Source organism: Methylobacterium hispanicum (genome assembly GCF_022179285.1).
Lineage (GTDB): Bacteria > Pseudomonadota > Alphaproteobacteria > Rhizobiales > Beijerinckiaceae > Methylobacterium > Methylobacterium hispanicum.
The window spans coordinates 19,055-40,240 of the sequence record NZ_BPQO01000014.1 but is presented as its reverse complement, the minus strand read 5'-3'; the positions used below and the strand labels follow the sequence as shown (position 1 = coordinate 40,240).

The 21,186-nt window shown below is 70.6% G+C and carries 22 protein-coding genes; 15 read left to right on the top strand and 7 right to left on the bottom strand.

Features of this window, described 5'->3' with window-relative positions; translation table 11 throughout:
- Both MFF56_RS16580 and MFF56_RS16575 read left to right on the top strand, forming a co-directional pair.
- A complete protein-coding gene (locus tag MFF56_RS16580; protein ID WP_238230421.1) occupies positions 1-1,437 on the top strand; it encodes an amidase in 1,437 nt (478 codons plus the stop codon).
- 317 nt (positions 1,438-1,754) lie between these two features.
- Positions 1,755-3,530 (top strand): acetolactate synthase 3 large subunit, encoded by a 1,776-nt coding sequence (locus MFF56_RS16575; RefSeq protein WP_066927825.1) that lies wholly within the window; start codon positions 1,755-1,757, stop codon positions 3,528-3,530.
- An 18-nt stretch (positions 3,531-3,548) separates the two neighbouring features.
- Here the strand turns inward: MFF56_RS16575 and MFF56_RS16570 are convergent, their stop codons facing one another.
- Complete coding sequence (locus MFF56_RS16570; RefSeq protein ID WP_066927826.1) at positions 3,549-4,490, bottom strand: class I SAM-dependent methyltransferase; 942 nt, start codon at positions 4,488-4,490, stop codon at positions 3,549-3,551.
- A 110-nt stretch (positions 4,491-4,600) separates the two neighbouring features.
- Between MFF56_RS16570 and ilvN the strand changes: the two genes are divergently transcribed.
- From ilvN to MFF56_RS16530, 8 genes are all read left to right on the top strand, one after another.
- A complete protein-coding gene (gene ilvN, locus MFF56_RS16565; RefSeq protein ID WP_066927828.1) occupies positions 4,601-5,143 on the top strand; it encodes an acetolactate synthase small subunit in 543 nt (180 codons plus the stop codon).
- 57 nt (positions 5,144-5,200) lie between these two features.
- Positions 5,201-5,464: an AbrB/MazE/SpoVT family DNA-binding domain-containing protein gene (locus MFF56_RS16560; protein ID WP_066927830.1), complete on the top strand. Its 264-nt coding sequence runs from the start codon at positions 5,201-5,203 to the stop codon at positions 5,462-5,464.
- The gene (locus MFF56_RS16555) at positions 5,454-5,819 is read left to right on the top strand and encodes a type II toxin-antitoxin system PemK/MazF family toxin (RefSeq protein ID WP_082773385.1); all 366 of its coding nucleotides are present in this window, start codon (positions 5,454-5,456) and stop codon (positions 5,817-5,819) included. Before MFF56_RS16560 ends, MFF56_RS16555 begins: the two co-directional genes overlap by 11 nt.
- 7 nt (positions 5,820-5,826) lie before the next feature.
- Positions 5,827-6,465 (top strand): glutathione S-transferase family protein, encoded by a 639-nt coding sequence (locus tag MFF56_RS16550; RefSeq protein ID WP_066927832.1) that lies wholly within the window; start codon positions 5,827-5,829, stop codon positions 6,463-6,465.
- A gap of 83 nt (positions 6,466-6,548) precedes the next feature.
- Positions 6,549-7,247 carry a TetR/AcrR family transcriptional regulator C-terminal domain-containing protein gene (locus tag MFF56_RS16545; RefSeq protein WP_066927834.1) on the top strand — a complete coding sequence of 233 codons (699 nt, stop codon included), beginning with the start codon at positions 6,549-6,551 and terminating at the stop codon, positions 7,245-7,247.
- A 1-nt stretch (position 7,248) separates the two neighbouring features.
- Entirely contained in the window at positions 7,249-8,268 is a 1,020-nt protein-coding gene (ilvC, locus tag MFF56_RS16540; RefSeq protein ID WP_066927836.1) for a ketol-acid reductoisomerase, read from the top strand.
- Positions 8,269-8,420: 152 nt separating this feature from the next.
- A complete protein-coding gene (locus MFF56_RS16535; protein WP_066927838.1) occupies positions 8,421-9,074 on the top strand; it encodes a pyridoxamine 5'-phosphate oxidase family protein in 654 nt (217 codons plus the stop codon).
- A 62-nt stretch (positions 9,075-9,136) separates the two neighbouring features.
- On the top strand, positions 9,137-9,367 hold the full coding sequence (locus MFF56_RS16530; RefSeq protein ID WP_066927840.1) for a tautomerase family protein: 231 nt from the start codon (positions 9,137-9,139) through the stop codon (positions 9,365-9,367).
- Positions 9,368-9,370: 3 nt separating this feature from the next.
- Here MFF56_RS16530 and MFF56_RS16525 read toward each other — a convergent pair whose 3' ends face one another.
- Both MFF56_RS16525 and MFF56_RS16520 read right to left on the bottom strand, forming a co-directional pair.
- The gene (locus tag MFF56_RS16525) at positions 9,371-9,589 is read right to left on the bottom strand and encodes a DUF2171 domain-containing protein (RefSeq protein ID WP_066927843.1); all 219 of its coding nucleotides are present in this window, start codon (positions 9,587-9,589) and stop codon (positions 9,371-9,373) included.
- Between the two features lie 108 nt (positions 9,590-9,697).
- Positions 9,698-10,138, bottom strand: coding sequence for a DUF1810 domain-containing protein (locus MFF56_RS16520; protein WP_066927845.1), 441 nt, complete (start codon positions 10,136-10,138; stop codon positions 9,698-9,700).
- 360 nt (positions 10,139-10,498) lie between these two features.
- On the opposite strand from MFF56_RS16520, the gene MFF56_RS16515 reads away from it, so the two are divergent.
- Both MFF56_RS16515 and MFF56_RS16510 read left to right on the top strand, forming a co-directional pair.
- Positions 10,499-12,760: a TonB-dependent siderophore receptor gene (locus MFF56_RS16515; protein WP_238230419.1), complete on the top strand. Its 2,262-nt coding sequence runs from the start codon at positions 10,499-10,501 to the stop codon at positions 12,758-12,760.
- A 9-nt stretch (positions 12,761-12,769) separates the two neighbouring features.
- On the top strand, positions 12,770-14,362 hold the full coding sequence (locus tag MFF56_RS16510; protein WP_156454062.1) for a PepSY-associated TM helix domain-containing protein: 1,593 nt from the start codon (positions 12,770-12,772) through the stop codon (positions 14,360-14,362).
- A gap of 285 nt (positions 14,363-14,647) precedes the next feature.
- Here MFF56_RS16510 and trpS read toward each other — a convergent pair whose 3' ends face one another.
- Complete coding sequence (trpS, locus tag MFF56_RS16505) at positions 14,648-15,709, bottom strand: tryptophan--tRNA ligase (RefSeq protein WP_066920823.1); 1,062 nt, start codon at positions 15,707-15,709, stop codon at positions 14,648-14,650.
- A 247-nt stretch (positions 15,710-15,956) separates the two neighbouring features.
- On the bottom strand, positions 15,957-16,721 hold the full coding sequence (locus MFF56_RS16500; protein WP_082773353.1) for an endonuclease III domain-containing protein: 765 nt from the start codon (positions 16,719-16,721) through the stop codon (positions 15,957-15,959).
- 141 nt (positions 16,722-16,862) lie between these two features.
- On the opposite strand from MFF56_RS16500, the gene MFF56_RS16495 reads away from it, so the two are divergent.
- A complete protein-coding gene (locus tag MFF56_RS16495; RefSeq protein WP_156454013.1) occupies positions 16,863-18,137 on the top strand; it encodes an O-antigen ligase family protein in 1,275 nt (424 codons plus the stop codon).
- 361 nt (positions 18,138-18,498) lie between these two features.
- On the top strand, positions 18,499-19,638 hold the full coding sequence (locus MFF56_RS16490) for an acyltransferase family protein (protein WP_238230417.1): 1,140 nt from the start codon (positions 18,499-18,501) through the stop codon (positions 19,636-19,638).
- Positions 19,639-19,678: 40 nt separating this feature from the next.
- Here MFF56_RS16490 and MFF56_RS16485 read toward each other — a convergent pair whose 3' ends face one another.
- Positions 19,679-19,930 (bottom strand): hypothetical protein, encoded by a 252-nt coding sequence (locus MFF56_RS16485; RefSeq protein WP_066927244.1) that lies wholly within the window; start codon positions 19,928-19,930, stop codon positions 19,679-19,681.
- Positions 19,931-20,088: 158 nt separating this feature from the next.
- Between MFF56_RS16485 and MFF56_RS16480 the strand changes: the two genes are divergently transcribed.
- A complete protein-coding gene (locus MFF56_RS16480) occupies positions 20,089-20,775 on the top strand; it encodes a spermidine synthase (RefSeq protein ID WP_066927242.1) in 687 nt (228 codons plus the stop codon).
- A gap of 248 nt (positions 20,776-21,023) precedes the next feature.
- Here the strand turns inward: MFF56_RS16480 and MFF56_RS16475 are convergent, their stop codons facing one another.
- Positions 21,024-21,161: a hypothetical protein gene (locus MFF56_RS16475; protein ID WP_197430751.1), complete on the bottom strand. Its 138-nt coding sequence runs from the start codon at positions 21,159-21,161 to the stop codon at positions 21,024-21,026.
- Positions 21,162-21,186: the final 25 nt, after the last annotated feature.

The window sequence follows — 21,186 nt, the reverse complement described above, 5'->3', positions numbered from 1 at the left end:
GTGGCGTCCGACGCGATCACGGATCTCGGCGCCGTCGCGCTGGCGGCGGCGATCGGGTCCGGCCAGGTCTCCTGCGCGGAGGTGATGCGGGCCTATCTCGACCGGATCGAGCGCCTGAACCCGCGCGTCAACGCGATCGTCGGGCTCCAGGACCGCGCCGGGCTCCTGCGGCAGGCCGAGGCCCGCGACGCGCAGCTCGCCCGCGGCGAGCCTGCGGGCCCGCTGCACGGCTTTCCGCTGGCGGTGAAGGACCTCGACCCGGTCCGCGGCCTGCCCTTCACGCAGGGCTCGCCGATCTTCCGCGACCGCGTGGCCGAGACCGACTCGATCATGGTCGCGCGGCTGCGCGCGGCCGGGGCGATCTTCGTCGGCAAGACCAACGTGCCGGAATTCGGCCTCGGCTCGCACAGCTTCAACCCGGTCCACGGCGCGACCGGCAACGCCTACGATCCCGCGCTCAGCGGCGGCGGATCGAGCGGCGGCGCCGCCGTGGCGGTGGCGCTGCGGCTCCTGCCTGTGGCGGACGGCAGCGACCATGCCGGATCGCTGCGCAACCCGCCGGCCTTCAACAACCTCTACGGCCTGCGCACCAGCTACGGCCGCATCCCGGCCGAGAGCCCGGACGTCTTCACGCCCTCGCTCGGGGTGCTCGGCGCGGTCGGGCGCTCGCCCGCCGATATCGGGCTGATGCTCTCGGTCATCGCCGGCTACGACCCGCGCGCGCCCCTCTCGAACCGGGAGGATCCGGCCGCCTTCGCCGCCCCGCTGGAGCGGGACTTCACCGGCACCCGGATCGCCTGGATGGGCGATCTCGGCGGGCACCTGCCCTTCGAGGCGGGCGTGCTGGAGACAGGCGAGGCGGCCCTCGACACGTTCCGGGCGATCGGCTGCACGGTCGAGGCGGCCTACCCGGCCTTCGACTACGCGGCGCTCTGGCGCGACTGGCTGACGCTGCGGGCCTGGACGGTCGCGGCCAGCCTGCGGCCGTTCTACGAGAACCCGCGGACCCGCGCCCAGCTCAAGCCCGAGGCAGCCTGGGAGGTGGAGCGGGGGCTGGCGCTCGGCGCGGAGGCCGTCACCCGGGCGCAGGAAGGGCGCACGCGCTGGTACCGGACGGTCCGCGACTTCATGGAGACCTACCCGTTCCTCGTGGCGCCCTGCGCGCAGGTCTTCCCGTTCCCGATCGGGCAGCGCTGGCCGGACCGGGTCGGCGGCCGACCGATGGACACCTACCATCGCTGGATGGAGACGGTGATTCCGGGGACGATGTCGGGCCTGCCGGCGCTCGCCGTGCCGGCGGGCTTCGGCCCCGGCGGCCTGCCGACCGGCATCCAGATCGTCGGCCCGAACCACGGCGAGCGCGCCTGCCTCGAACTCGGGGCCGCCTACGACGCGGCGAGCGGCTGGGTGGAGCGGTGCCGACCGCCGGAGGCGTGAGGCGGGCGATCCGCCGCCGTGAAACTTTCGCGTTCCCGCCCGTTGACCGTTCGGGTCCCCTCCGCTATCACGCCCGACACTTTCCGGCAGGAGCCCCGACATGGGACCGCCGGAAGGAACGGTTCCGGATCGGACTTCACGCGATGCGCACGGCCCTCATCGTAACGCTAGCGCCACTGACGGGGCGGCCCTGATCCACGGGCCGCGATCCGGGCGGTGGCGCATGCAGGGTCCCTCGGGGCCCTTTTTTGTTGCCTGAGGCCCGGGCTGATCGAACCGAAAAGACACGAGACGAAGACGGGACGAGGAGGAAGACGATGGGCGGCGAGGTCATGACCGGGGCCGAGATGGTCATCCGGGCATTCCAGGATCAGGGCGTCGACACGCTGTTCGGCTATCCGGGCGGCGCGGTGCTTCCGATCTACGACGCGCTCTTCCACCAGGAGGCGGTCAAGCACGTGCTCGTGCGCCACGAGCAGGGCGCCGTCCACGCGGCGGAGGGCTACGCGCGCTCCTCCGGCAAGGTCGGCTGCGTCCTCGTCACCTCGGGCCCCGGCGCCACCAACATCGTCACCGGCCTCACCGACGCGATGCTGGACTCGATCCCGCTCGTCTGCATCACCGGCCAGGTGCCCACGCACCTCATCGGCACCGACGCGTTCCAGGAATGCGACACGGTCGGCATCACCCGGCACTGCACGAAGCACAACTACCTCGTGAAATCGATCGCCGACCTGCCGCGCATCCTGCACGAGGCGTTCTACGTCGCCAAGAACGGCCGCCCCGGCCCGGTCGTGGTCGACCTGCCGAAGGACATCCAGTTCGCCAGCGGCCTCTACGAGAAGCCGACCTCCTCGCAGCACAAGACCTACCGGCCGGCCGTCGAGGGCGACCGCGAGCGCATCCGCGCGGCCGTCGAGCTGATGGCGAGCGCCCGCCGCCCGGTCTTCTACACCGGCGGCGGCGTCATCAACTCGGGTCCCGAGGCCTCGCGCCTGCTGCGCGAACTGGTCGCCGAGACCGGATTTCCGGTCACCTCGACCCTGATGGGGCTCGGCGCCTTCCCGGCCTCGGACGATAAATTCCTGGGCATGCTCGGCATGCACGGGACCTACGAGGCCAACCTCGCGATGCACGAGTGCGACGTGATGATCTGCGTCGGCGCCCGCTTCGACGACCGCATCACGGGGCGGCTGGACGCCTTCTCGCCCTTCTCGAAGAAGATCCACATCGACGTCGACGCCTCCTCGATCAACAAGGTGGTCAAGGTCGATGTCGGCATCGTCGGCGACTGCGCCTCGGTGCTCGAGGACATGCTGGAGGCCTGGCGCGCCCTGCCGTCGCGGCCCGAGAGGAGCAACCTCGAAGGGTGGTTTTCCAAGATCGCCACGTGGCGGGCGCGCGAGTGCCTCGCCTACTGGCCGTCGGGCACGATCATCAAGCCGCAATACGCCGTGCAGCGCCTCTACGAGGCCTGCAAGGACCGCGAGACCTACATCACCACCGAGGTCGGCCAGCACCAGATGTGGGCGGCCCAGTACTTCAAGTTCGAGGAGCCGAACCGCTGGATGACGTCGGGCGGCCTCGGCACCATGGGCTACGGCCTGCCGGCGGCCATCGGCACGCAGCTCGCCCACCCGAACGGGCTCGTCATCGACATCGCGGGCGAGGCCTCGATCCTGATGAACATCCAGGAGCTCTCCACGGCGGTGCAGTACCGCCTGCCGGTCAAGATCTTCATCCTGAACAACGAGTACATGGGCATGGTGCGCCAGTGGCAGGAGCTGCTGCACGGCTCGCGCTACTCGCAGAGCTACTCGGAGAGCCTGCCGGACTTCGTGAAGCTCGCCGAGGCCTACGGCGCCAAGGGCATGCGCTGCGAGAAGCCGGGCGACCTCGACGCGGCGATTGCCGAGATGCTGGCCTATGACGGGCCGGTGATCTTCGACTGCGTCGTGGACAAGACCGAGAACTGCTTCCCGATGATCCCGTCGGGCAAGGCCCACAACGAGATGCTCCTGTCCGACTATCTCGGCGAGACCGGGGTCGAGCTCGGCGACGTCATCTCCGAGGAAGGCAAGATGCTGGTCTGAGGAGCCCGCGCGGGGTTCTCAACCGTGCGCTCCGTCGCCCCGGGTGCTGCGGCCCGTCCGCAGCACCCGCCAGGCCAGGGCGATCCGTTCCCGCCAGTCCAGCGGCGGGGGAGGCGGGGGCTCCGGCAGGTCGTGGTGGCGGCGCGGGTCGAGACGGGGCGTCGCGGCGGCCCGCTCCGCCGGGCTCGCGGCGGCGCGCTTGCGGAGCGTCACGTAGAACTGGAGCTGCTCGCGCTCGGTCGGCTCGATCGCGGCGATCTCGAACGGGATCAGGTCGAGGGCGATCAGCTCGCCGAACACGGCGAGGAAGCTCGCCGGCGTGTAGACCGTGCAATGGGCGTCGAAATAGGCGCCGGTCTCGGCGACCATTCGGGCGTCGCGCAGCGCGCTGACGAGCTGGTTGTCGAAGAGCGGCGGCGGCTCGCGGCCCGCGCCCGCCCAGATCGCCACGAGATCGACGCTCGCCGTGCGGGCGGTGTGCTCGAAGATCTGGGCCGGGCTCGTCGTGGTGGCGCCGGAGAGATGGTGGGCGACGAGGTCGCCCGTGGTCGAGGGCGCGCGCCGGAAGTCGAAGGTGAAGCGCTTGTCGGGCACGGCCAGGAACAGGACACCGTCCTCGCGCAGGCACGCGGCCATGTCGCCGAGCCAGCCGACCGGGTCGGCCACGTGCTCCATCACGTGGCTCGCCACGATGTAGTCGACCGGCGCGCGGGGGCCCAGCGCCTCCGTCAGCGTCCGGCCGTCGAGGACGAGGTCGATCTCCATGAGGGGAGCCGCGTCCGGGCCGGTGACGTCGGGATGGGTCGCGTACTTGGTGCGCAGGTCCGCGGTCGCGCGGTGGTCGGCGTAGAGGATCTCGCCGTCGTCGCGGCGGATCAGCGGCCGGTTCAGCGGCCCGATCTCGACGCCGATCCGGCCGCGGGGCTGCACGGCGTCGAGGGCGCGCTGGCGGGAGGTCATGGGCGGCGCCGATATCACAGGCGCGCCGGAAGGGTCCAGAAATCTGGGGTCCAGAAAACGGTTCACCGCGGGGCGGTGCGGCCGATAAGAGAGGCGGGAGAGACGAGGCCATGAACGCGATGAACACCCACTACCCCGATCCGGTGAAGGTCGAGCCGGTCAACCGCCACACGCTCGCGGTGATCGTCGACAACGAGCCGGGCGTGCTGGCCCGCATCTCCGGCATGTTCTCCGGCCGCGGCTACAACATCGAGAGCCTGACGGTGTCCGAGACGGAGGCCGAGCGCCACCTCTCGCGCATCACCATCGTGACCTCGGGCACCGACGCGGTCATCCAGCAGATCAAGGCGCAGCTCGACCGGCTGGTGCCGGTGCACCGGGTCGTCGACCTGACGCTCCAGGGCAACGCCATCGAGCGCGAGATCTGCCTGGTGAAGGTCGCGGGGAAGGGCGAGCACCGCAGCGAGGCGCTGCGGCTGGCCGCCGCCTTCGGCGCCAAGACGCTCGATGCCACGCTGACCTCCTTCGTGTTCGAGCTCACCGGCACCACCGAGGAGATCGACCGCTTCGTGCGCCTGATGACGGTGATCGGCCTGGTCGAGACCTGCCGCACCGGCATCTCGGCGATGGGCCGCGGCGCCGAGCCGTTGTAGGATCGGCCCGTATCTCCGCCGGCGCGGCCCGCGCGCCGGCCCCCGGAGGCCTGCGCGATGGAAGCCAAAGTCGTTCGCTGGGGCGACGACCTCGCCGTCCGGCTCACCCCGGCGGAGGCCGAGGAACTCGGCATCCGCGAGGGTGAGACGGTGGAAATGACCGTGACGCGCAAGGCTGCGCGGAGACGTCTCGTGAACGGCGAGCCCGTGCCTACGCTTGCCGAGATGATCGCCGAGATGGAGCGTCTCGGCCCCAGTCATCGACCGAGGACCGTTGATTGGGGACCCGACGTCGGCGCGGAAATCATCCGTGACGACTGAGGACCGCCTCCTCCAGGCCGGCGACATCGTATGGGTTGACCTGCGGCCGACCCTCGGGCGCGAGCAGAGCGGCGTGCGCCCGGCCGTCGTGCTTTCGGATGCGGGCTTCCACCGCCTGAACGAGACGGCCATCGTCTGTCCGGTCACCAGCAACACGAAGCCGTGGCCGACGAAGATCGTGCTGCCCGACGATCTCCCGGTCACGGGCGCCGTCCTCGCCGACCAGATCCGATGCGTCGACCGAGCGTCGCGCGGCTTTCGTCGCGTCGGCTCCGTGCCTGATGACGTGCTTCTCAAGATCCGCCTAATGGTCGCGGAACTGATCGGCCTTCCGGCCGAGCAGACCTCGCAATAGGATACCCATGACCACACCCACCCTCTACTACGCCCCCGGCGCCTGCTCGCTCGCCTCCCACATCGCCCTGGAGGAGGCCGGCCACCCGTTCGAGACCGAGCGGCTCAACCTGCAGGCCGGCGACCAGCGCTCCGCCCGCTACCTCGCGGTGAACGAGCGCGGCCGGGTGCCGGCCCTCGTCACCGGCGACTGGGTGCTCACCGAGAACACCGCCATCCTGCGCCACGTGGCGCGGCTCCACCCCGCCCTCTGGCCCGCGGACCCGCAGGACCAAGCGGTGGCCGACGAGTGGCTGGCCTGGCTCTCCACCAACCTCCACACGACCTACGCCCACATCCGCCGCCCCGAGCGCTACACCGCCGACGAGGCGGCCTTCGCGGGGATCCAGGCCAAGGCGCTCGACACGTTCGGCGACCTCTGCACCATGACGGAGGTGCGCCTCTCGAACGGCGGCTGGGCGGTCGGCGGCCACTACAGCGTGGTGGATCCCTACCTGCTCCTGTTCTGGACCTGGGGCCGCGGCCCGGCCTGCAAGTTCGACATGGAAGAGCGTTTCCCGGCCTGGACGGCGCATGCCCGCGCCATGGCCGAGCGCCCGGCCGTGCAGGCGGTGTTCGCCCGCGAGAAGCTCGACCTGCCCCGCTGAGCCCGCATCGCCCTCTTGCCGAAGGGGGCGAATCGGCCTAGAGGACGCGCCGTACCGTACGGTACGGTACTGCCGAGCAGCCGATGCAGCCGAGCTTCGCCAGACAGGACGAGACGGTCCCCGAGACGGTCCCCGAGACCGTCGCCGAGCCCCCGTCGGCCCGCCAGCAGGCGGTGCTCGACGCCGTGCTCGGGCTGATGGTGGAGGAGGGCGACCAGCTCACCATGGACGCGGTGGCCCGCCGGGCCAGCTGCTCCAAGGAAACGCTCTACAAGTGGTTCGGCGACCGCGACGGCCTGCTCACCGCGACGGTGCGCTGGCAGGCCTCGCGGGTCCATGCCGGTCGCTACGCCCCGAACGCCCTCGACGTCACGGCCCTGCGCGAGAGCCTGCAGGATTTCGCCGCGACCTGGCTGGAGGTGATCGCGAGCGACACCTCGGTCGCGCTGAACCGCCTCGCCATCGGCCATGCCGGCTCGCGCAAGAGCAACCTCGGCGGCATCGTGCTGGCGAACGGGCGCTTCGCCATCGGCGAGCGGGTGAAGCCCGTGCTGGAGGCGGGCCGCGCGGCCGGGCTGCTGGCCTTCGACGACACCGAGGCGGCCTTCCGGACCTTCATCGGTCTGGTCGGCCGCGACATCCAGATCCGCCTTCTGCTCGGCGACGCGCTCCCCCTCGACGCCGGTGAGATCCGGCGCGACGCGGACCGCGCCGTCGAGCAGTTCCTGGCCCTGTACGGCCGGGCCCGAACCCCGACACCCCCTTCGAGAGAGGAAGACTGACATGCGGGTTTACTACGATCGCGACGCCGACCTGAACCTGATCAAGGGCAAGAAGGTCGTCATCGTCGGCTACGGCTCCCAGGGCCACGCCCACGCGCTCAACCTGCGCGACTCGGGCGTCAAGGACATCGTCATCGCGCTGCGCGAGGGCTCGGCCACCGCCAAGAAGGCGGAGCACGAGGGCTTCAAGGTCATGAACGTGGCCGACGCCGCCAAGCAGGCCGACGTCGTCATGATGCTCACCCCCGACGAGCTGCAGGGCGACATCTACAAGGAGTCGCTGGAGCCGAACATGAAGCAGGGCGCCGCCCTCCTGTTCGCCCACGGCCTCAACGTGCACTTCAACCTGATCGAGCCCCGCAAGGACCTCGACGTGCTGATGGTCGCCCCCAAGGGCCCCGGCCACACGGTGCGCGGCGAGTACCTCAAGGGCGGCGGCGTGCCGACGCTCATCGCCATCGCGCAGGACGCCTCCGGCAACGCGCACGATCTCGGCCTCTCGTACGCCTCGGCCAATGGCGGCGGCCGCGCCGGCATCATCGAGACGACCTTCAAGGAGGAGTGCGAGACCGACCTGTTCGGTGAGCAGGCCGTGCTCTGCGGCGGCCTCGTCGAGCTGATCAAGGCCGGCTTCGAGACGCTCGTCGAGGCGGGCTACGCCCCCGAGATGGCCTATTTCGAGTGCCTGCACGAGGTGAAGCTGATCGTCGACCTCATCTACGAGGGCGGCATCGCCAACATGAACTACTCGATCTCGAACACCGCCGAGTACGGCGAGTACGTCACCGGCCCGCGCATCGTCACGCCCGAGACCAAGGCCGAGATGAAGCGCGTCCTCAACGACATCCAGTCGGGCATCTTCACCCGCAACTGGATGCTGGAGAACAAGGTCGGCCAGACCTCGTTCAAGGCCACCCGCGCCAAGCTCGCCGCCCACCCGATCGAGGAGGTCGGCGCCAAGCTCCGCGGCATGATGCCGTGGATCTCCGAGAAGGCGCTGGTCGACAAGTCCAAGAATTGATTTGGGACTTCGGAGGCCGTGCTTTGCTCGGCCTCCACCGTCGCGCTTCGGGGCCGGCTCCTTTCTGGGGGGCCGGCCTTTCTCGTGGGCGGTGCTTGGCCTAAACACCGCGCCCAAGGGCCCGCGGACGAGGCCCCGGAGGAGACGCGACAATGGCATCGCTCTATTCGGACGCGCACCGCGCGCTCCAGGAAGAGTTCGGCACGGTCAAGCTGGCGAACCGCCTCGACACCGACTGGGTGCACGAGACGATCCAGCCGGACGAGGCCGCCTTCATCGGCAGCCGCGACATGTTCTTCCTCTCGACCGTCGATCCCGACGGGATGCCCACCGTCTCCTACAAGGGCGGCGGCACCGGCTTCGTGACGGTCGTGGACGACACGACGCTCGCCTTCCCGGGCTTCGACGGCAACGGCATGTTCTACTCGATGGGCAACATCGAGGGGCAGGCCAAGGTCGGGCTGCTGTTCATCGATTTCGAGACGCCGCACCGCGTCCGCGTGCAGGGCCACGCCCGGCTGATGCGCGACGACCCGCTGCTCTCCGCGTACACGGAGGCCAAGTACATCGTCCGGGTGGACGTGACGAAGATCTGGGTCAACTGCCCGCGCTACATCCACAAGTACCGCAAGCTCGAGCAGAACAAGTACGTGCCGCGGCCGGATCGCGAGACACCGCTCGCCGCCTGGAAGCGCCTGGATCTGGCCGGCGACGTGATCAGCGACGCCGACAAGGCCCGCGTCGCCCGGGAAGGCCGCCTCGAAGTGTCCGAGTACGCGGCGCTCGTCGCGCGCGGCGAGGCCTGAGCGGGCTGGAGCGGGCCGGCGGCGCGCGCTATCGAGGCGCCGCCCCCCAGCGGAGATCGGACATGCCCCACATCGTCGTCAAGCTCTATGCCGGCAAGTCCGAGGCGCAGAAGGCCGAGATCGCCGAAGCGCTGACCCGGGCCCTGATGGCGAGCGCGGGCTGCTCCGAGACGGCGGTCTCGGTGGCGATCGAGGACGTCGCGCCCGAGGATTGGGCGGAGCGGGTCTACCGCCCGGAGATCGCCGCGCGGATGGACAGCCTCTACCGCAAGCCCGGCTACGATCCGCTCTGAGCCTCAGCCACCGGCCGCGAGGTCCGTGGTGTTGAGCCGGACCTTGTCATCGACCGCGGCGACGAGGTCGGCGTCGAAGCTGTGATGCCGGCCGTCGGCCGCGGGGTCCTTGCGGGTCAGCCTGATCCGCCGGCCCTCGACGGCGTCCACGGTGCCGACATGGCTGCCGTCCGGGCCGACCACCTCCATGTGGCCGCGGATGAGGGACAGGTTGATGGTCATGGCGCGGTCATCCTTCGCCTGAGCGTCTCCGTCCCGGATAACGGGATCCGCGGCGGGCGGGTTCGGGCGGCGGGTCGTCACAGGATCCGCGTCGCCTCGCGCTCGTCCTCACGAGCCGCCGAGCGCCTCCAGGGTGCGCGGGTCGGGCCGCCCGTCGAAGAACGTCGCCAGCGCCTCCCGGAACATGGGCTCGTTCGGATCGGCCTGACCGAACAGCGTCATGCTGGAGCGGAACTTCGCGTCGTCGGGCGAGCCGAACAGGGTGAGCGCCGTGAGCTCCGGGTGCCCGTTGGCGGCCTGGGTGCAGGTGTGCAGCCGCCGCCCGAGCAGCGGGTGGGCCAGATAGGCCCGGGCCTCCGCGAGCGAGCGGATGGCGTAACGCTGCGCCATCGGGCTGCGGCCGAGGCCGGCGATCTGCGGGAAGACGAACCACATCCAGTGGCTGCGCTTGGCCCCCGCCCGCAGCTCGGCCAGCGCCGTGCCGTAGGCGTCGCGCTGCGCCGCCACGAAGCGCTCGAGGTCGTGCGGGTCGTCAACCGGGTCACGCATCGGTTTCTCCGTGCTGCCTTCAAGGCGGAACGATCGGCCTCCGGACCGGCTCCGTCGATGCCCCTCGGACATACGTGCCCCGCGCGGCCTCGGCGGCCCGGACGCGCCCGCGAGGTCCTGCCGGGGCGGGTTTGTATCTAGAATAATTACACAAGATATCGCTTGGAAACAGGCTATTACTTGGTATCAGATCGATCACAGAACCGTGATTTTCGCGTAATCGCGACGATCCTTCCGTTCGATCGTCGCATCAAGGCCGAGACAATGAAGCCGATTTCCACCTCAGAGACTGAGAACAACCTTATAACGACTCTGAACGGATCGTTGCGAACCTCTCTGCTGGCCTCTGTCTTTGCGCTGATGATTCCGGTTGCGGCCCGGGCCCAGGCGGCCGGTTCCGAGGTCGAGCTGGCGGAGCTGAGCGTCACGGGGCAGGGCGCGGCGCGCAGCCTCGGCGGCGCACTCTACGGGCCGGGTGGCGCGAGCGGCGCGGTGCCGGGCTATGTCGCCAGCCGCAGCACGGTCGGCACCAAGACCGACACACCGATCCTGGAGACGGCGCAGTCGATCTCGGTGATCGGCCGCAAGCAGATCGAGGACCAGAACGCACTCACCGTCACCCAGGCCCTGCGCTTCACGCCGAGCGTCGCCAGCGAGACGCGCGGCGCGTCGGGCGAGACGCGCCTGGAACTCTTCCTCATCCGCGGCTTCCAGGCGCCGGTTTTCCTCGACGGCATGCTGCTGCCCGGGGGACGCGACGCCAACGCGACGGTCGATCCGTTCCGGCTGGAGCGCATCGACATCATCAAGGGGCCTGCCTCGGTGCTCTACGGCCAGTCCGGCCCAGGCGGCCTCGTCAACCTCGTCTCCAAGGTCCCGCAATTCGTCAATCACGGCGAGATCTTCGTGCAGGGCGGGAGTTTCCACACCCTGCGCGGCGGCATCGACGTCGGCGGCCCGATCCCGTCGGAGGCCGGCCCGCTCGCCGATCAGTTCGCCTACCGCATCATCGCCTCGGGCTGGAACGCGGACGGCCCGGTCAACACGACCCGGATCGAGCGCGCCCTGATCAGCCCGAGCCTGACGTGGCGTCCCTCGGCCGACACGAACCTGACGATCATCGCCAACTACCAGCGCGACCCATTCTCGGGCTATTACGGGGCGGCACCGGGCCTCGGCACGGTCTTCCCGTCGAGTTTCGGCATCGCGGGCGGCCCGCTCGGGCGCCTGCCGCGCAACTTCTACGACGGCGATCCGAATATCGAGCGCTCCGACCGGACCCAGGCCTCGGCCGAGTACATCTTCGACCACAGCTTCGACGCGGGCCTGCGCTTCCACTCGACCGGCCGCTTCCTGCGCACGCTGGGCGACTACCGCAGCGTCTACACCAGCACGTTCAACAACTTCGCGGCATCCGGCGGGCGGAACAGCTGGGACGGCCGCTTCCTGAGGCGCTCGGTCATCGGCACGGACGTGGCGCTCGACGCCTTCACCACCGACAACAACGTCGTGGGGAACTTCGACACCGGTCCCTTCAGCCACAGCGTCCTCGTCGGACTCGACCACCGCACCCTCTACACCAAGACCTTCGCCACGCCGTTCCCGGACGCCCCGTCGCTCGACCTGCTCAACCCGCTCTACGGTCAGACCATCGCCTTCCCGGCCTTCACCTCGGTCTCCGACATCACGGCGCAGCAGACCGGCATCTACTTCCAGGACCAGATCAAGTTCGACCGCCTCGTCCTGACGCTCGGCGGGCGCTACGACTGGGCGCGCCAGTCGGGCCCGACCCGCTCCTTCACCAACGGCTCGGTCACGAGCCAGGACGTGCCGGCCGAGGCCTTCACCAAGCGCGCCAGCCTGCTCTACCTCTTCGACAGCGGCGTCGCGCCCTATGTCAGCTACTCGGAGGCCTTCGAGCCGATCCTCAGCGGCCTGATCTTCGACGGCCGCCCCGATGCCGGCCGCCTGCCGGATCCGGCCAGCAGCCGGCAGTTCGAAGCCGGCGTGAAGTACCAGCCGCCCGGCACCGACATTCTGCTCACCGCGGCGGCCTTCGACATCAAACGCGTGAACGGCCTCACGCCGGACCCGGTCAACGGCACACGCTTCTCGATTCAGACCGGCGAGGTCAGCGCCCAGGGCCTGGAGTTCGAGGCACGGGCCAACATCAACGAGAACCTGACCCTCGTCGGCGGCGTCTCGGTGATCGACATCGTCAATTCCGGCACCGGCACCACGGTCAACGAGTTGACCGGCCGGACCGTGCCGCTACTCGGCCTACGCCCGACCCAGGTGCCGGACACCTCGGTCTCGCTGTTCGGGAACTACCGCTTCCTCAGCGGGCCGCTCGCCGGCCTCGGCATCGGCGGCGGCGTGCGCTATCTCGGCGCCTCGCAGGGCGACGCGGCCAACAGCTTCCAGGTCCCGGCGAACTATGTGATCGACGCGCTCGCCTCTTACGACTTCGGCTATCTCGACGCCACGTTGAAGGGCATGCAGCTCCAGATCAACGCCCAGAACCTCCTCGACGAGAAGTACGTGCAGAGCTGCATCTACCAGGCGTGGTGCTATTACGGCGCGCCCCGCACGGTCTTCGCGACCCTGCGCTACCGCTGGTAAGGGCCGGCCATGCGCACCGGTTTCCGGCAATCGATGGCGTGGCTGCACGCGTGGTCCGGCCTGGTGGTCGGGTGGGTGCTGTTCGCGGTCTTCGTCACCGGCACGGCGAGCTACTACAAGGCCGAGATCGCGCACTGGATGCAGCCCGAACTCGGCGCCCGGGAGACGCTCGCGCCGGAGGCCGTCGCGGCGGCCGTCGAGCGCGGCGTCGCCTACATGGAGACCCATGCGGGCGAGGCGCGGGCGTGGTTCATCACGCCGCCGCGCCCCGACCGGCCCGTGACCGAGCTGTTCTGGCGCACGCGGCCCGGCGGCCCGACAGGCCACGTGCTGCTCGACCCCGAGACCGGCGCCCCCGCGCGGGTGCGCGAGACGCGGGGCGGCGACTTCCTCTACCGCTTCCACTTCGAGCTTCACATGGCCCCGCTCTGGGGCCGCTGGGTCGTGGGCATCTGCGCCCTGATCATGCTGGTGGCGCTGGTCTCCGGCGTGGTCACGCACCGGCGCATCTTCGCCGACTTCTTCACCTTCCGGCGCGGCGCGAAGTCGGCCCAGCGCGGCTGGCTCGACGCGCACAACCTCACGGGCGTGCTGGCGCTGCCCTTCCACCTGATGATCACCTATACGGGCCTCGTCACGCTGGCGGTGATGTACATGCCTTGGGGCGTGCGCACCGCCTACGACGGCAACGCGCAGGCACTCTTCCACGAGTCGGGCCAGATCACGAAGCCGCGCCCGCCCGCCGGGCAACCCGGCACGCTGGCACCGATCGGGCCGATGGTGCTCCAGGCCATCGCCGCCGTGCCCGAGACCCTGGAGCGCGTCTCGGTCCAGAACCCCGGGGACGCGAACGCCACGGTGGTGGCGGTGTTCGAGGAGCCGCACGGTCTCTCGCACGAGCACCCGCAGGTCGCCTTCGCGGGGACGACGGGCGCGCTCCTGGAGGTCCGCCAGGGCGCGCTCAAGCCCGCGACCAAGACCTTCTCGACGATGGTCGGCCTGCACGAGGCGCACTTCGCCGGACCGACCTTGCGACTGCTGTTCTTCCTCTCGGGGCTTGCCGGCTGCGCGATGGTGGCGACGGGCCTGCTGCTCTGGGCTGTCGCGCGGGTGCCGAAACCCGGCGCGCGCGCGGGGTTCGGCCTGCGCCTCGTGCGCGGGCTCAACATCGCGACGATCGCCGGCCTGCCGGCGGGCATCGCCGCCTTCTTCCTTGCCAACCGCCTGCTGCCGGTGGATCTCGCGGCCCGGGCCGAGTGGGAGGTGCGGGCCTTCTTCGCCGTCTGGACGGCAGTGGGCCTCGCGGGGCTCCTGCGCCCGCCCGAGCGGGCCTGGCCGGAGATGCTGCGGACGGGGGCGGCGCTCTACGCGGGCGTCGCCGTGGCGGACGGCGTGCGGATCGTCGCCGGGCCGGGGCCGTTCGACGCCGTCATCCTCGGCTTCGACGGAGCGATGCTGGCGCTCGCCGCGCTGCTGCTCTTCGCGGCCCGCAAGGCTGCCGCCCGGGGATCCGCTGCCGCTCGGGACGCGAAGGGCCGCGACACGGCGCGGGGGCGGAACGCCCTGCTGAGCGGTGAGGGCGGCCTCAGGACACAGCCCTGAGGCCATCCGGACGGTCCCGTCTCAGACCGTTTCCGGTCGATGGGTTCGACCCTGTGAGGTGAACCGCGCCCTGCCCCCTCTTCCAGAGGGAGAGGGTTGGGGTGAGGGGTATGACCTCACAGACTTGAGCACGCAATCGACGCGCGTTCAGGCCTCCGCCTCTTCTGGGAGCGTCATACCCCTCACCCGGCTTTCTGCGAAAGCAGACCTCTCCCTACAGGAGAGGGGACCCGCGCCTCGTTCCGAGACGATGCGTCAGACCGAACCGATCAGCCGGAAACGGTCTCAGACCGGGCTGAGCCGCGTGCGGCGCACGAAGCCGACGATGTCCTTGACGGCGTCGAGGGTCGGGGCGGCGATCGCCTCGGCCCGCGCGGCGCCGTCGGCCAGCACGGCGTCGATGTGGCCGGGATCGGCGGTGAGCCGCTTCATCTCGGCGTTGATCGGGCTGAGCTTCTCCACCGCGAGATCGACCAGCGCGCCCTTGAAGGCCGAGAACTGCGCGCCGCCATACTGCGCCAGCACCGCCTCGCGGGTCGTCTCGGCGAGCGCCGCGTAGATGCCCACGAGGTTGTCGGCCTCGGGCCGGCCCTTCAGGCCTTCCGCCTCCGAGGGGAGGGGGTCCGGGTCGGTCTTGGCCTTGCGCACCTTCTGGGCGATCAGATCCTGATCGTCCGTGAGGTTGATGCGCGAGTTGTCAGAGGCATCGGACTTCGACATCTTCTTCGCGCCGTCGCGCAGCGACATCACCCGGGCTGCCGGCCCGCCGATCAGCGGCTCGGTGACGGGGAAGAAGCCGTCCTCGCCGTGGCCGTGGGCCATGATCGAGCCGGCGAAATCGGTGTTGAACTTCTGGGCGATGTCGCGGGTCAGCTCGAGGTGCTGCTTCTGGTCCTCGCCCACGGGGACGTGCGTCGCCCGGTAGGCCAGGATGTCGGCGGCCATCAGCACCGGGTAGGCGTAGAGGCCGACGCTCGCGTTCTCGCGGTCCTTGCCGGCCTTGTCCTTGAACTGCGTCATGCGGTTGAGCCAGCCGATGCGGGCGACGCAGTTGAAGATCCAGGCGAGCTCGGCATGGGCCGGCACCTGGCTCTGGTTGAACACGATGGAGCGCCTCGGGTCGATGCCGGCGGCCAGAAACGCGGCCGTGACCTCGCGGATCTGGCCGCGCAAGGCCTGCGGGTCCTGCCATAGCGTGATCGCGTGCATGTCGACGACGCAGTAGAGGCACTGCGCGTCCCTGTTCTGCATCTCCACGAAGCGCTTGATGGCGCCGAGATAGTTGCCGAGATGCAGGTTCCCGGTCGGCTGCACGCCGGAGAACACCAGTTCGTTGAACGCGGCCATCGCGCGCCTACCCCGCCTCACTGAGGCCCGCCGACCTGGCGGGACCCGGCTTCTGATCAGGTGGCAGGGACCGGGTCAAGGTTGAGCGCGGGTGGTCCTGGGTCCCAAGGGTCGAAGACCTTTGGCGGGTGCAGGGCAGAGCCCTGCATGTGGCCTCTTCGACCCGGCAGAGCCGGGCCGGAGAGGCCAATCCCGGGGCTGCGCGCCCCGGACCCTGCCAAGGGGCCTTGGGCCCCTTGGAACCCCGTTACGCCACCCTTGCGCTCGGGCAGATCTCGGCGAGCACGCAAGCCCCGCAGGCCGGGTTGCGGTGGTGGCAGACGCGCTGGCCGTGCAGCATCAGGATCTCGTGGTTGTCGTAGAGGTCCTGCGCGCTCCAGTCCGCGGGCAGCTGCGCCCGCAGGATCGGGTGCGACGGGCCGACATCGACCCGCGGGCCGATCAGGCCGAGGCGCTGCGCCACCCGGTGATGGTGGCTGTCGACGGGCAGCGCCGGCATCCGCAGCACCGAGAAGCTGAGCACCGCCGCGCTCGTCTTGGGGCCGACGCCCGGGATCGCTTCGAGCCAGGCGCGGGCGGCCTCCACCTCCATCCCCGCCAGGAAGCCGAGATCGAGCCCGCCGGCCCGCTCCCGCACGGCGGCGAGCACCGCCTGGATGCGCGGCGCCTTGAGTTCCGGCCACGTCACCCCGGCAATCGTCGCCTCGACCTCGGGAACCGGTGCGGCGATCAGCGCCGCCCAGTCCGGGTAGCGGGCGCGCAGCGCCTTGAAGGCGCGGCCCGAATCCGCGTTGCGCGTGCGGTGGGACAGCAGCGAGGAGACGAGCTCGCTCACCGGATCGAGCGCGTGGAAGTAGGGGATCGGGCAGCCGTAGACCGGGCAGAGCAGCCGGTGCACGGCGAGCGCCTTCGCGGCGAGGTCGGGCGCCGGCGCGGCCTGGGGGGCGGCCTCGGGGGCGGCTTTCGCGCCGCGCGGGCGCGGGGGCGCCTCGTGTCTGTGGGGAACGGCCATGCGGGCTCGAATCCGCGAGACGAGACCGCGGTTCCGCCCCCGGACGGCACGCCGCAGGCCCGCAGCCTTAAGGCTTTGCTGATCCGGCTCGTGGATCCTCGCGGCGATCGACAGCGCCTCCCGCGTCCGGACCCCGCCCCGATGCACGCCACCACCATCGCCGGGCCGGACCGGCCCCGATCCCCCGGCGTCTCCCGGCTCGGCCGCCTGCCCGTGCGGGCCGCGCTGGAATCCCTCGGCTACGGGTTGTTCTGGCTGTTCCTGTTCTTCACCTGCTTCACCTTCCTGCGGCCCTCGCCCTACGATTTCGTGGCGATCCCGACCCTGCTGCTCTGGTCGCTGCTCGGCCTGCGCTTCCACCGGGCGGCGCTGGCGATCTTCGCGCTGCTCCTCGTCTACGGAACCTGCCTCGTCGTCTCGCTGCTGCCCTATCTCGACGAGACGCTGCCGGGGGAGTGGACCTTCCAGTCGGTCTACCTGATCGTCACGGGCGTCTTCTTCGTGATGTTCTTCTCGGACGAGACGCCGCGCCGGGTCGAGTTCGCCCTGCGGGCCTATCTGGCGAGCTGCCTGTTCGCGGCGGTCTGCGGCATCCTCAGCTACTTCGACGTGCTCGGCGACGGCATCCTGTTCACGATGGACGGCCGCGCCTCCGGCGTGTTCGAGGACCCGAACCTGCTCGGCTCGTTCCTGATCCTCGCGGCGCTCTACCTGATCCACAACCTGATCACCGGGCGCACCCGCCGGATTCTCGGCTCGCTCACCGCGCTCCTCGTCATCCTGGCCTGCATCTTCCTGTCCTTCTCGCGCGGCTCCTGGGCGGCCTGCCTGCTCGGGATCGGCCTGATGAGCGCCATGGCCTGGGTCACGGCGCCGACGCGGGCGCTGCGGCGCCGGATCGCGGGCCTCGGTGCCGTCGCCCTCGTCTGCGGGGCCGCGATGATCGGGGGCCTGTTCGCGCTGGACGGCGTCGCGGCGCGCTTCAGCGATCGCGCGGTCGCCACGAAGGACTACGACGAGGGCGAGACCGGGCGCTTCGGCAACCAGCGCCGCGGCATGGAGATGCTGCTGGAGCGCCCCGAGGGCTTCGGCCCCCTGCGCTGGCGCCGCGTCTTCGGCCTGGAGCCGCACAACTCCTATATCGGCGCCTTCTCCAACGGCGGCTGGATCGCGGGCTTCGCGTTCCTCGGCATCGTGCTCGCCACGGCCGCGGTCGGCTTCCGGCTCTGCCTGACGCCCTCGCCCTACCAGCGCCTCGCCCAGATTGCCTGGCCGGCCCTGCTGATGTTCTTCCTCCAGGGCTTCCAGATCGACATCGAGAAGTGGCGCCACGTCTACATGATGCTCGGCATGGTCTGGGGCCTGCACGTCGCGCGCTGGGCGTGGCTGCGCGCCCGGGCAGGGGAGCCGCGGTGAGCAGGGCGATCGCACATATGGCGGCAACCCGTCTCGGATCGCGCCCGAGCCGCAACGCGCCCCCTCTCCCGTGCGGGAGAGGGTTGGGGTGAGGGATGAGAATTTTACGGACATGGCGCGGCGCCACCGAGCGGGCCTATCGCGCCCGATCCTGACAGTTCTCGTCCCTCACCCTGTCCCTCTCCCGCACGGGAGAGGGGACCCGCGCTCGATCCGGCTCAGGACTCGCGCGGCATATGCGATTGCCCTGCGCGGTGAACGCTTAACGCTGTCGCGGGATGCGGGCGGCGGCGAGAGCCCGCGTTAAGCGGGTCCGCCTACGCTCCGGGGAGCGCCGCGCAGGAGCGTGTCCGGGCCTCCCATGAACCAGATCGTTCCCATCCAGATCCTGCGCGGGGTCGCGGCCCTCACGGTCGCCTTCGGGCACGCCCAGCACGACGCCAAGGTCCAGAGCCTCAAGCTCGGCGGCGATTTCGAGCGGATCTTCACCCTGCCCTGGGGGGCGGGGGTGGACCTGTTCTTCGTCATCTCCGGCTTCATCATGGTCTACAGCTCGGAGCGGCTGTTCGCCCGGCCGGAGGCGGCCGGCCACTTCCTCGGCCGGCGCCTCGTGCGCATCGTGCCGCTCTACTGGCTGTTCACCGGGCTCTACCTCGCACTGCTGATCCGCGCGGCCGCGACCGAGGGCAAGGTGCTGCCCGCGACAGCCGATATCCTGGCTTCCTTCGCCTTCTGGCCGACCGACGCCTTCGGCGACGGCATCCCGCGCCCGATCCTGACGCTCGGCTGGACCCTCAACTACGAGATGTTCTTCTACGGCGTCTTCGCGCTCTTCATCGGGTTCGCGCGGGGCCGCGCCGTGCTCGGCGTCGCCGGGGTGCTGGCCGCCCTGGTCCTGCTGGGCGCCCTGGTGCCGGCCGGCCTGCCGGGACCGCTCGGGGCGGCCGCCTTCTTCTGGACGCGTCCGATCCTCATCGAATTCGCCCTCGGCATGGGCCTCGCGCTCCTGCTGCGCGCGAGCGTCCGCCTGTCGGCTCCCGCATGCGGCGCGCTGGTGGCGGCAGCCGTCGCCACCCTGGCCTGGGACCCGATGGGATCCGGGCATCAGGCCCTCGACTGGACCACGCCGAACGACGTCCTGCGGGTGGTCGGCTGGGGTGTGCCGGCGGCGCTACTCGTCGCGGCCGCCGCGCTCGGACCCCGGTGGCGGAGAGCCGGGTCCGGCGGCCTCGGGACGCGGCTCGCCGCGCGGTTGGGCGATGCGAGCTACGCGCTCTACCTCAGCCACCCCTTCGTGATCTTCGGCTTCCGCAAGGCCTGGGTGGCCGCCGGGCTCCACGACAGGCTCGGCTACTGGCCGATGCTCGCCGCCTCGCTCGTCCTCGCCTGCGCGGTGGCACTCCTCTTCCACCATCTCGTGGAGAAGCCGCTCACCACCTGGCTGCAGGCTCGCACGGCGCCGCGCCCGGCCGCCGCGATCTCCCCGCCGAACGCGGCCTGACCGCAGCGGGGAAACCGGGCGGACAGACCCGGGCGATCGATCAGGCGACGACCTTCGGGGCCGGAGCCGGCGAGCGGGACAGGCTCTGGATCTCGCGGGCAGGCCGCCCGGATTTCCGGGCGATCTCCTGATCCTGCTCGAGGATGAGTTGCTCGGCCGGCGCGTCGCCGTCGAGCCCGCCGAGGATCTCGACCGGGACACGCCGGTTCGAGGCGCGGCTGCCGTCCGCGTAGACGACGTCGAAGAGCACGAAACCGCGCTCCTGCGGCAGGGACTTGATGCGCTTGGCCATGAGGGCTGATAGACGCTCCCCGGCGCGCGGGGCAAGCCGTACCCGAGCAGGGGACGCAGACCATGGAGCGGCCTTGACGGGCGCCGAAGCCGGCCCCGCCCGCTCCGTCGACGCCCCCCGGCCGGGGACCGTCGCCGCCAACACCGGAAGGGCTCCCCATGAACGCCTGGGTTCACCTCGATACCGGCCCCGTGCCGGGCGGCGGCCGGAGCCTCGCGCTGATGCAGCGGGACGACGAGTTCACGATCGTCGTCGACGAGATCGAGCTGATGAACAGCACGCGCGGCACCTCGGAGGAGGCCCTGGCCACGCTGGCCTGCGCCCGGATGACGCACACGCCGGCTCCGCGCGTGCTCATCGGCGGCCTCGGCATGGGGTTCACGTTGCGCGCGGCTCTGCGCACGCTGGGGCCCGACGCGCGGATCGTCGTGGCCGAGCTCGTGCCGGCGGTGACGGCCTGGGCGCGTGGCCCCCTGTCGCGGGTCTTCGCGGGCTGCCTGGACGACCCGCGCGTCAGCGTCGAGGAAACCGACGTGAACCGCCTCATCCAGTCGGAACCCGCCGGCTGGGACGTCATCCTGCTCGACGTCGACAACGGGCCGGAGGGCCTGATGCGCCGGTCCAACAACCGGCTCTACGACGGCTGGGGCCTCAAGCGCCTGCGCTGGGCGCTGCGCCCCGCGGGGGTCCTCGCGGTGTGGTCCGGTTCACCGGATCGTAAGTTCAAGGCCCGCTTGAAGCGCCACGGCTTCGCGGTCGCCGAAACCCGCATCCCCGCCAACGGCCACACCGGCCCGCGCCACGTCGTGTGGACCGCGACACGGGCGGAGGCGCCCCTACCCTGAACGCCGCGCCCCGAGGCGGAGCGGCCCCGCACCGTGCGACAGTCGGGGGCACGGCCGGGGCGGCGTGGCCACCGAATCACGCCCAGTTCGGCGGTTTCACGACTTCCCGCGAGACCGCGGCCGTCACGTCATCGCCACCGCGCCGCGGCCGGCGGCAGCGACGGCCACAATGCAGACAAGACAAAGCCCGCCACGGCGAACCGGACGGGCTGCGTCGTCATGGCCGCGGAGGGCGGCCGCTCCGTGGATCAGGCCAGGGTCGGGACGGCACCGGCCGTACCAGCGTTCTGGGCGTCGCCGTCGAAGGTCTTGGCCAGGGCGATCACCAGCGAGACGTGAACGGCGGCGGCGAAGGGGAGGAGAGCGAGAGCGGCGAGGAGGGTCATCGGCGGGCGTCCTGTGGTGCAGTGC

Excerpts from the sequence above, each read along its gene's own strand:
- trpS (WP_066920823.1), bottom strand. The coding sequence starts at position 15,709 with ATGGCCGCGTTCAACGAACTGGTGTTCTCCGGCGTGCAGCCGACCGGG.
- MFF56_RS16535 (WP_066927838.1), top strand. The coding sequence starts at position 8,421 with ATGGCATCGCTCTATTCGGACGCGCACCGCGCGCTCCAGGAAGAGTTC.
- MFF56_RS16480 (WP_066927242.1), top strand. The coding sequence starts at position 20,089 with ATGAACGCCTGGGTTCACCTCGATACCGGCCCCGTGCCGGGCGGCGGC.
- ilvN (WP_066927828.1), top strand. The coding sequence starts at position 4,601 with ATGAACGCGATGAACACCCACTACCCCGATCCGGTGAAGGTCGAGCCG.
- MFF56_RS16530 (WP_066927840.1), top strand. The coding sequence starts at position 9,137 with ATGCCCCACATCGTCGTCAAGCTCTATGCCGGCAAGTCCGAGGCGCAG.
- MFF56_RS16525 (WP_066927843.1), bottom strand. The coding sequence starts at position 9,589 with ATGACCATCAACCTGTCCCTCATCCGCGGCCACATGGAGGTGGTCGGC.
- MFF56_RS16560 (WP_066927830.1), top strand. The coding sequence starts at position 5,201 with ATGGAAGCCAAAGTCGTTCGCTGGGGCGACGACCTCGCCGTCCGGCTC.
- ilvC (WP_066927836.1), top strand. The coding sequence starts at position 7,249 with ATGCGGGTTTACTACGATCGCGACGCCGACCTGAACCTGATCAAGGGC.
- MFF56_RS16475 (WP_197430751.1), bottom strand. The coding sequence starts at position 21,161 with ATGACCCTCCTCGCCGCTCTCGCTCTCCTCCCCTTCGCCGCCGCCGTT.
- MFF56_RS16575 (WP_066927825.1), top strand. The coding sequence starts at position 1,755 with ATGGGCGGCGAGGTCATGACCGGGGCCGAGATGGTCATCCGGGCATTC.
- MFF56_RS16520 (WP_066927845.1), bottom strand. The coding sequence starts at position 10,138 with ATGCGTGACCCGGTTGACGACCCGCACGACCTCGAGCGCTTCGTGGCG.
- MFF56_RS16495 (WP_156454013.1), top strand. The coding sequence starts at position 16,863 with ATGCACGCCACCACCATCGCCGGGCCGGACCGGCCCCGATCCCCCGGC.
- MFF56_RS16490 (WP_238230417.1), top strand. The coding sequence starts at position 18,499 with ATGAACCAGATCGTTCCCATCCAGATCCTGCGCGGGGTCGCGGCCCTC.
- MFF56_RS16550 (WP_066927832.1), top strand. The coding sequence starts at position 5,827 with ATGACCACACCCACCCTCTACTACGCCCCCGGCGCCTGCTCGCTCGCC.
- MFF56_RS16515 (WP_238230419.1), top strand. The coding sequence starts at position 10,499 with ATGATTCCGGTTGCGGCCCGGGCCCAGGCGGCCGGTTCCGAGGTCGAG.
- MFF56_RS16485 (WP_066927244.1), bottom strand. The coding sequence starts at position 19,930 with ATGGCCAAGCGCATCAAGTCCCTGCCGCAGGAGCGCGGTTTCGTGCTC.
- MFF56_RS16510 (WP_156454062.1), top strand. The coding sequence starts at position 12,770 with ATGCGCACCGGTTTCCGGCAATCGATGGCGTGGCTGCACGCGTGGTCC.
- MFF56_RS16545 (WP_066927834.1), top strand. The coding sequence starts at position 6,549 with ATGCAGCCGAGCTTCGCCAGACAGGACGAGACGGTCCCCGAGACGGTC.
- MFF56_RS16570 (WP_066927826.1), bottom strand. The coding sequence starts at position 4,490 with ATGACCTCCCGCCAGCGCGCCCTCGACGCCGTGCAGCCCCGCGGCCGG.
- MFF56_RS16500 (WP_082773353.1), bottom strand. The coding sequence starts at position 16,721 with ATGGCCGTTCCCCACAGACACGAGGCGCCCCCGCGCCCGCGCGGCGCG.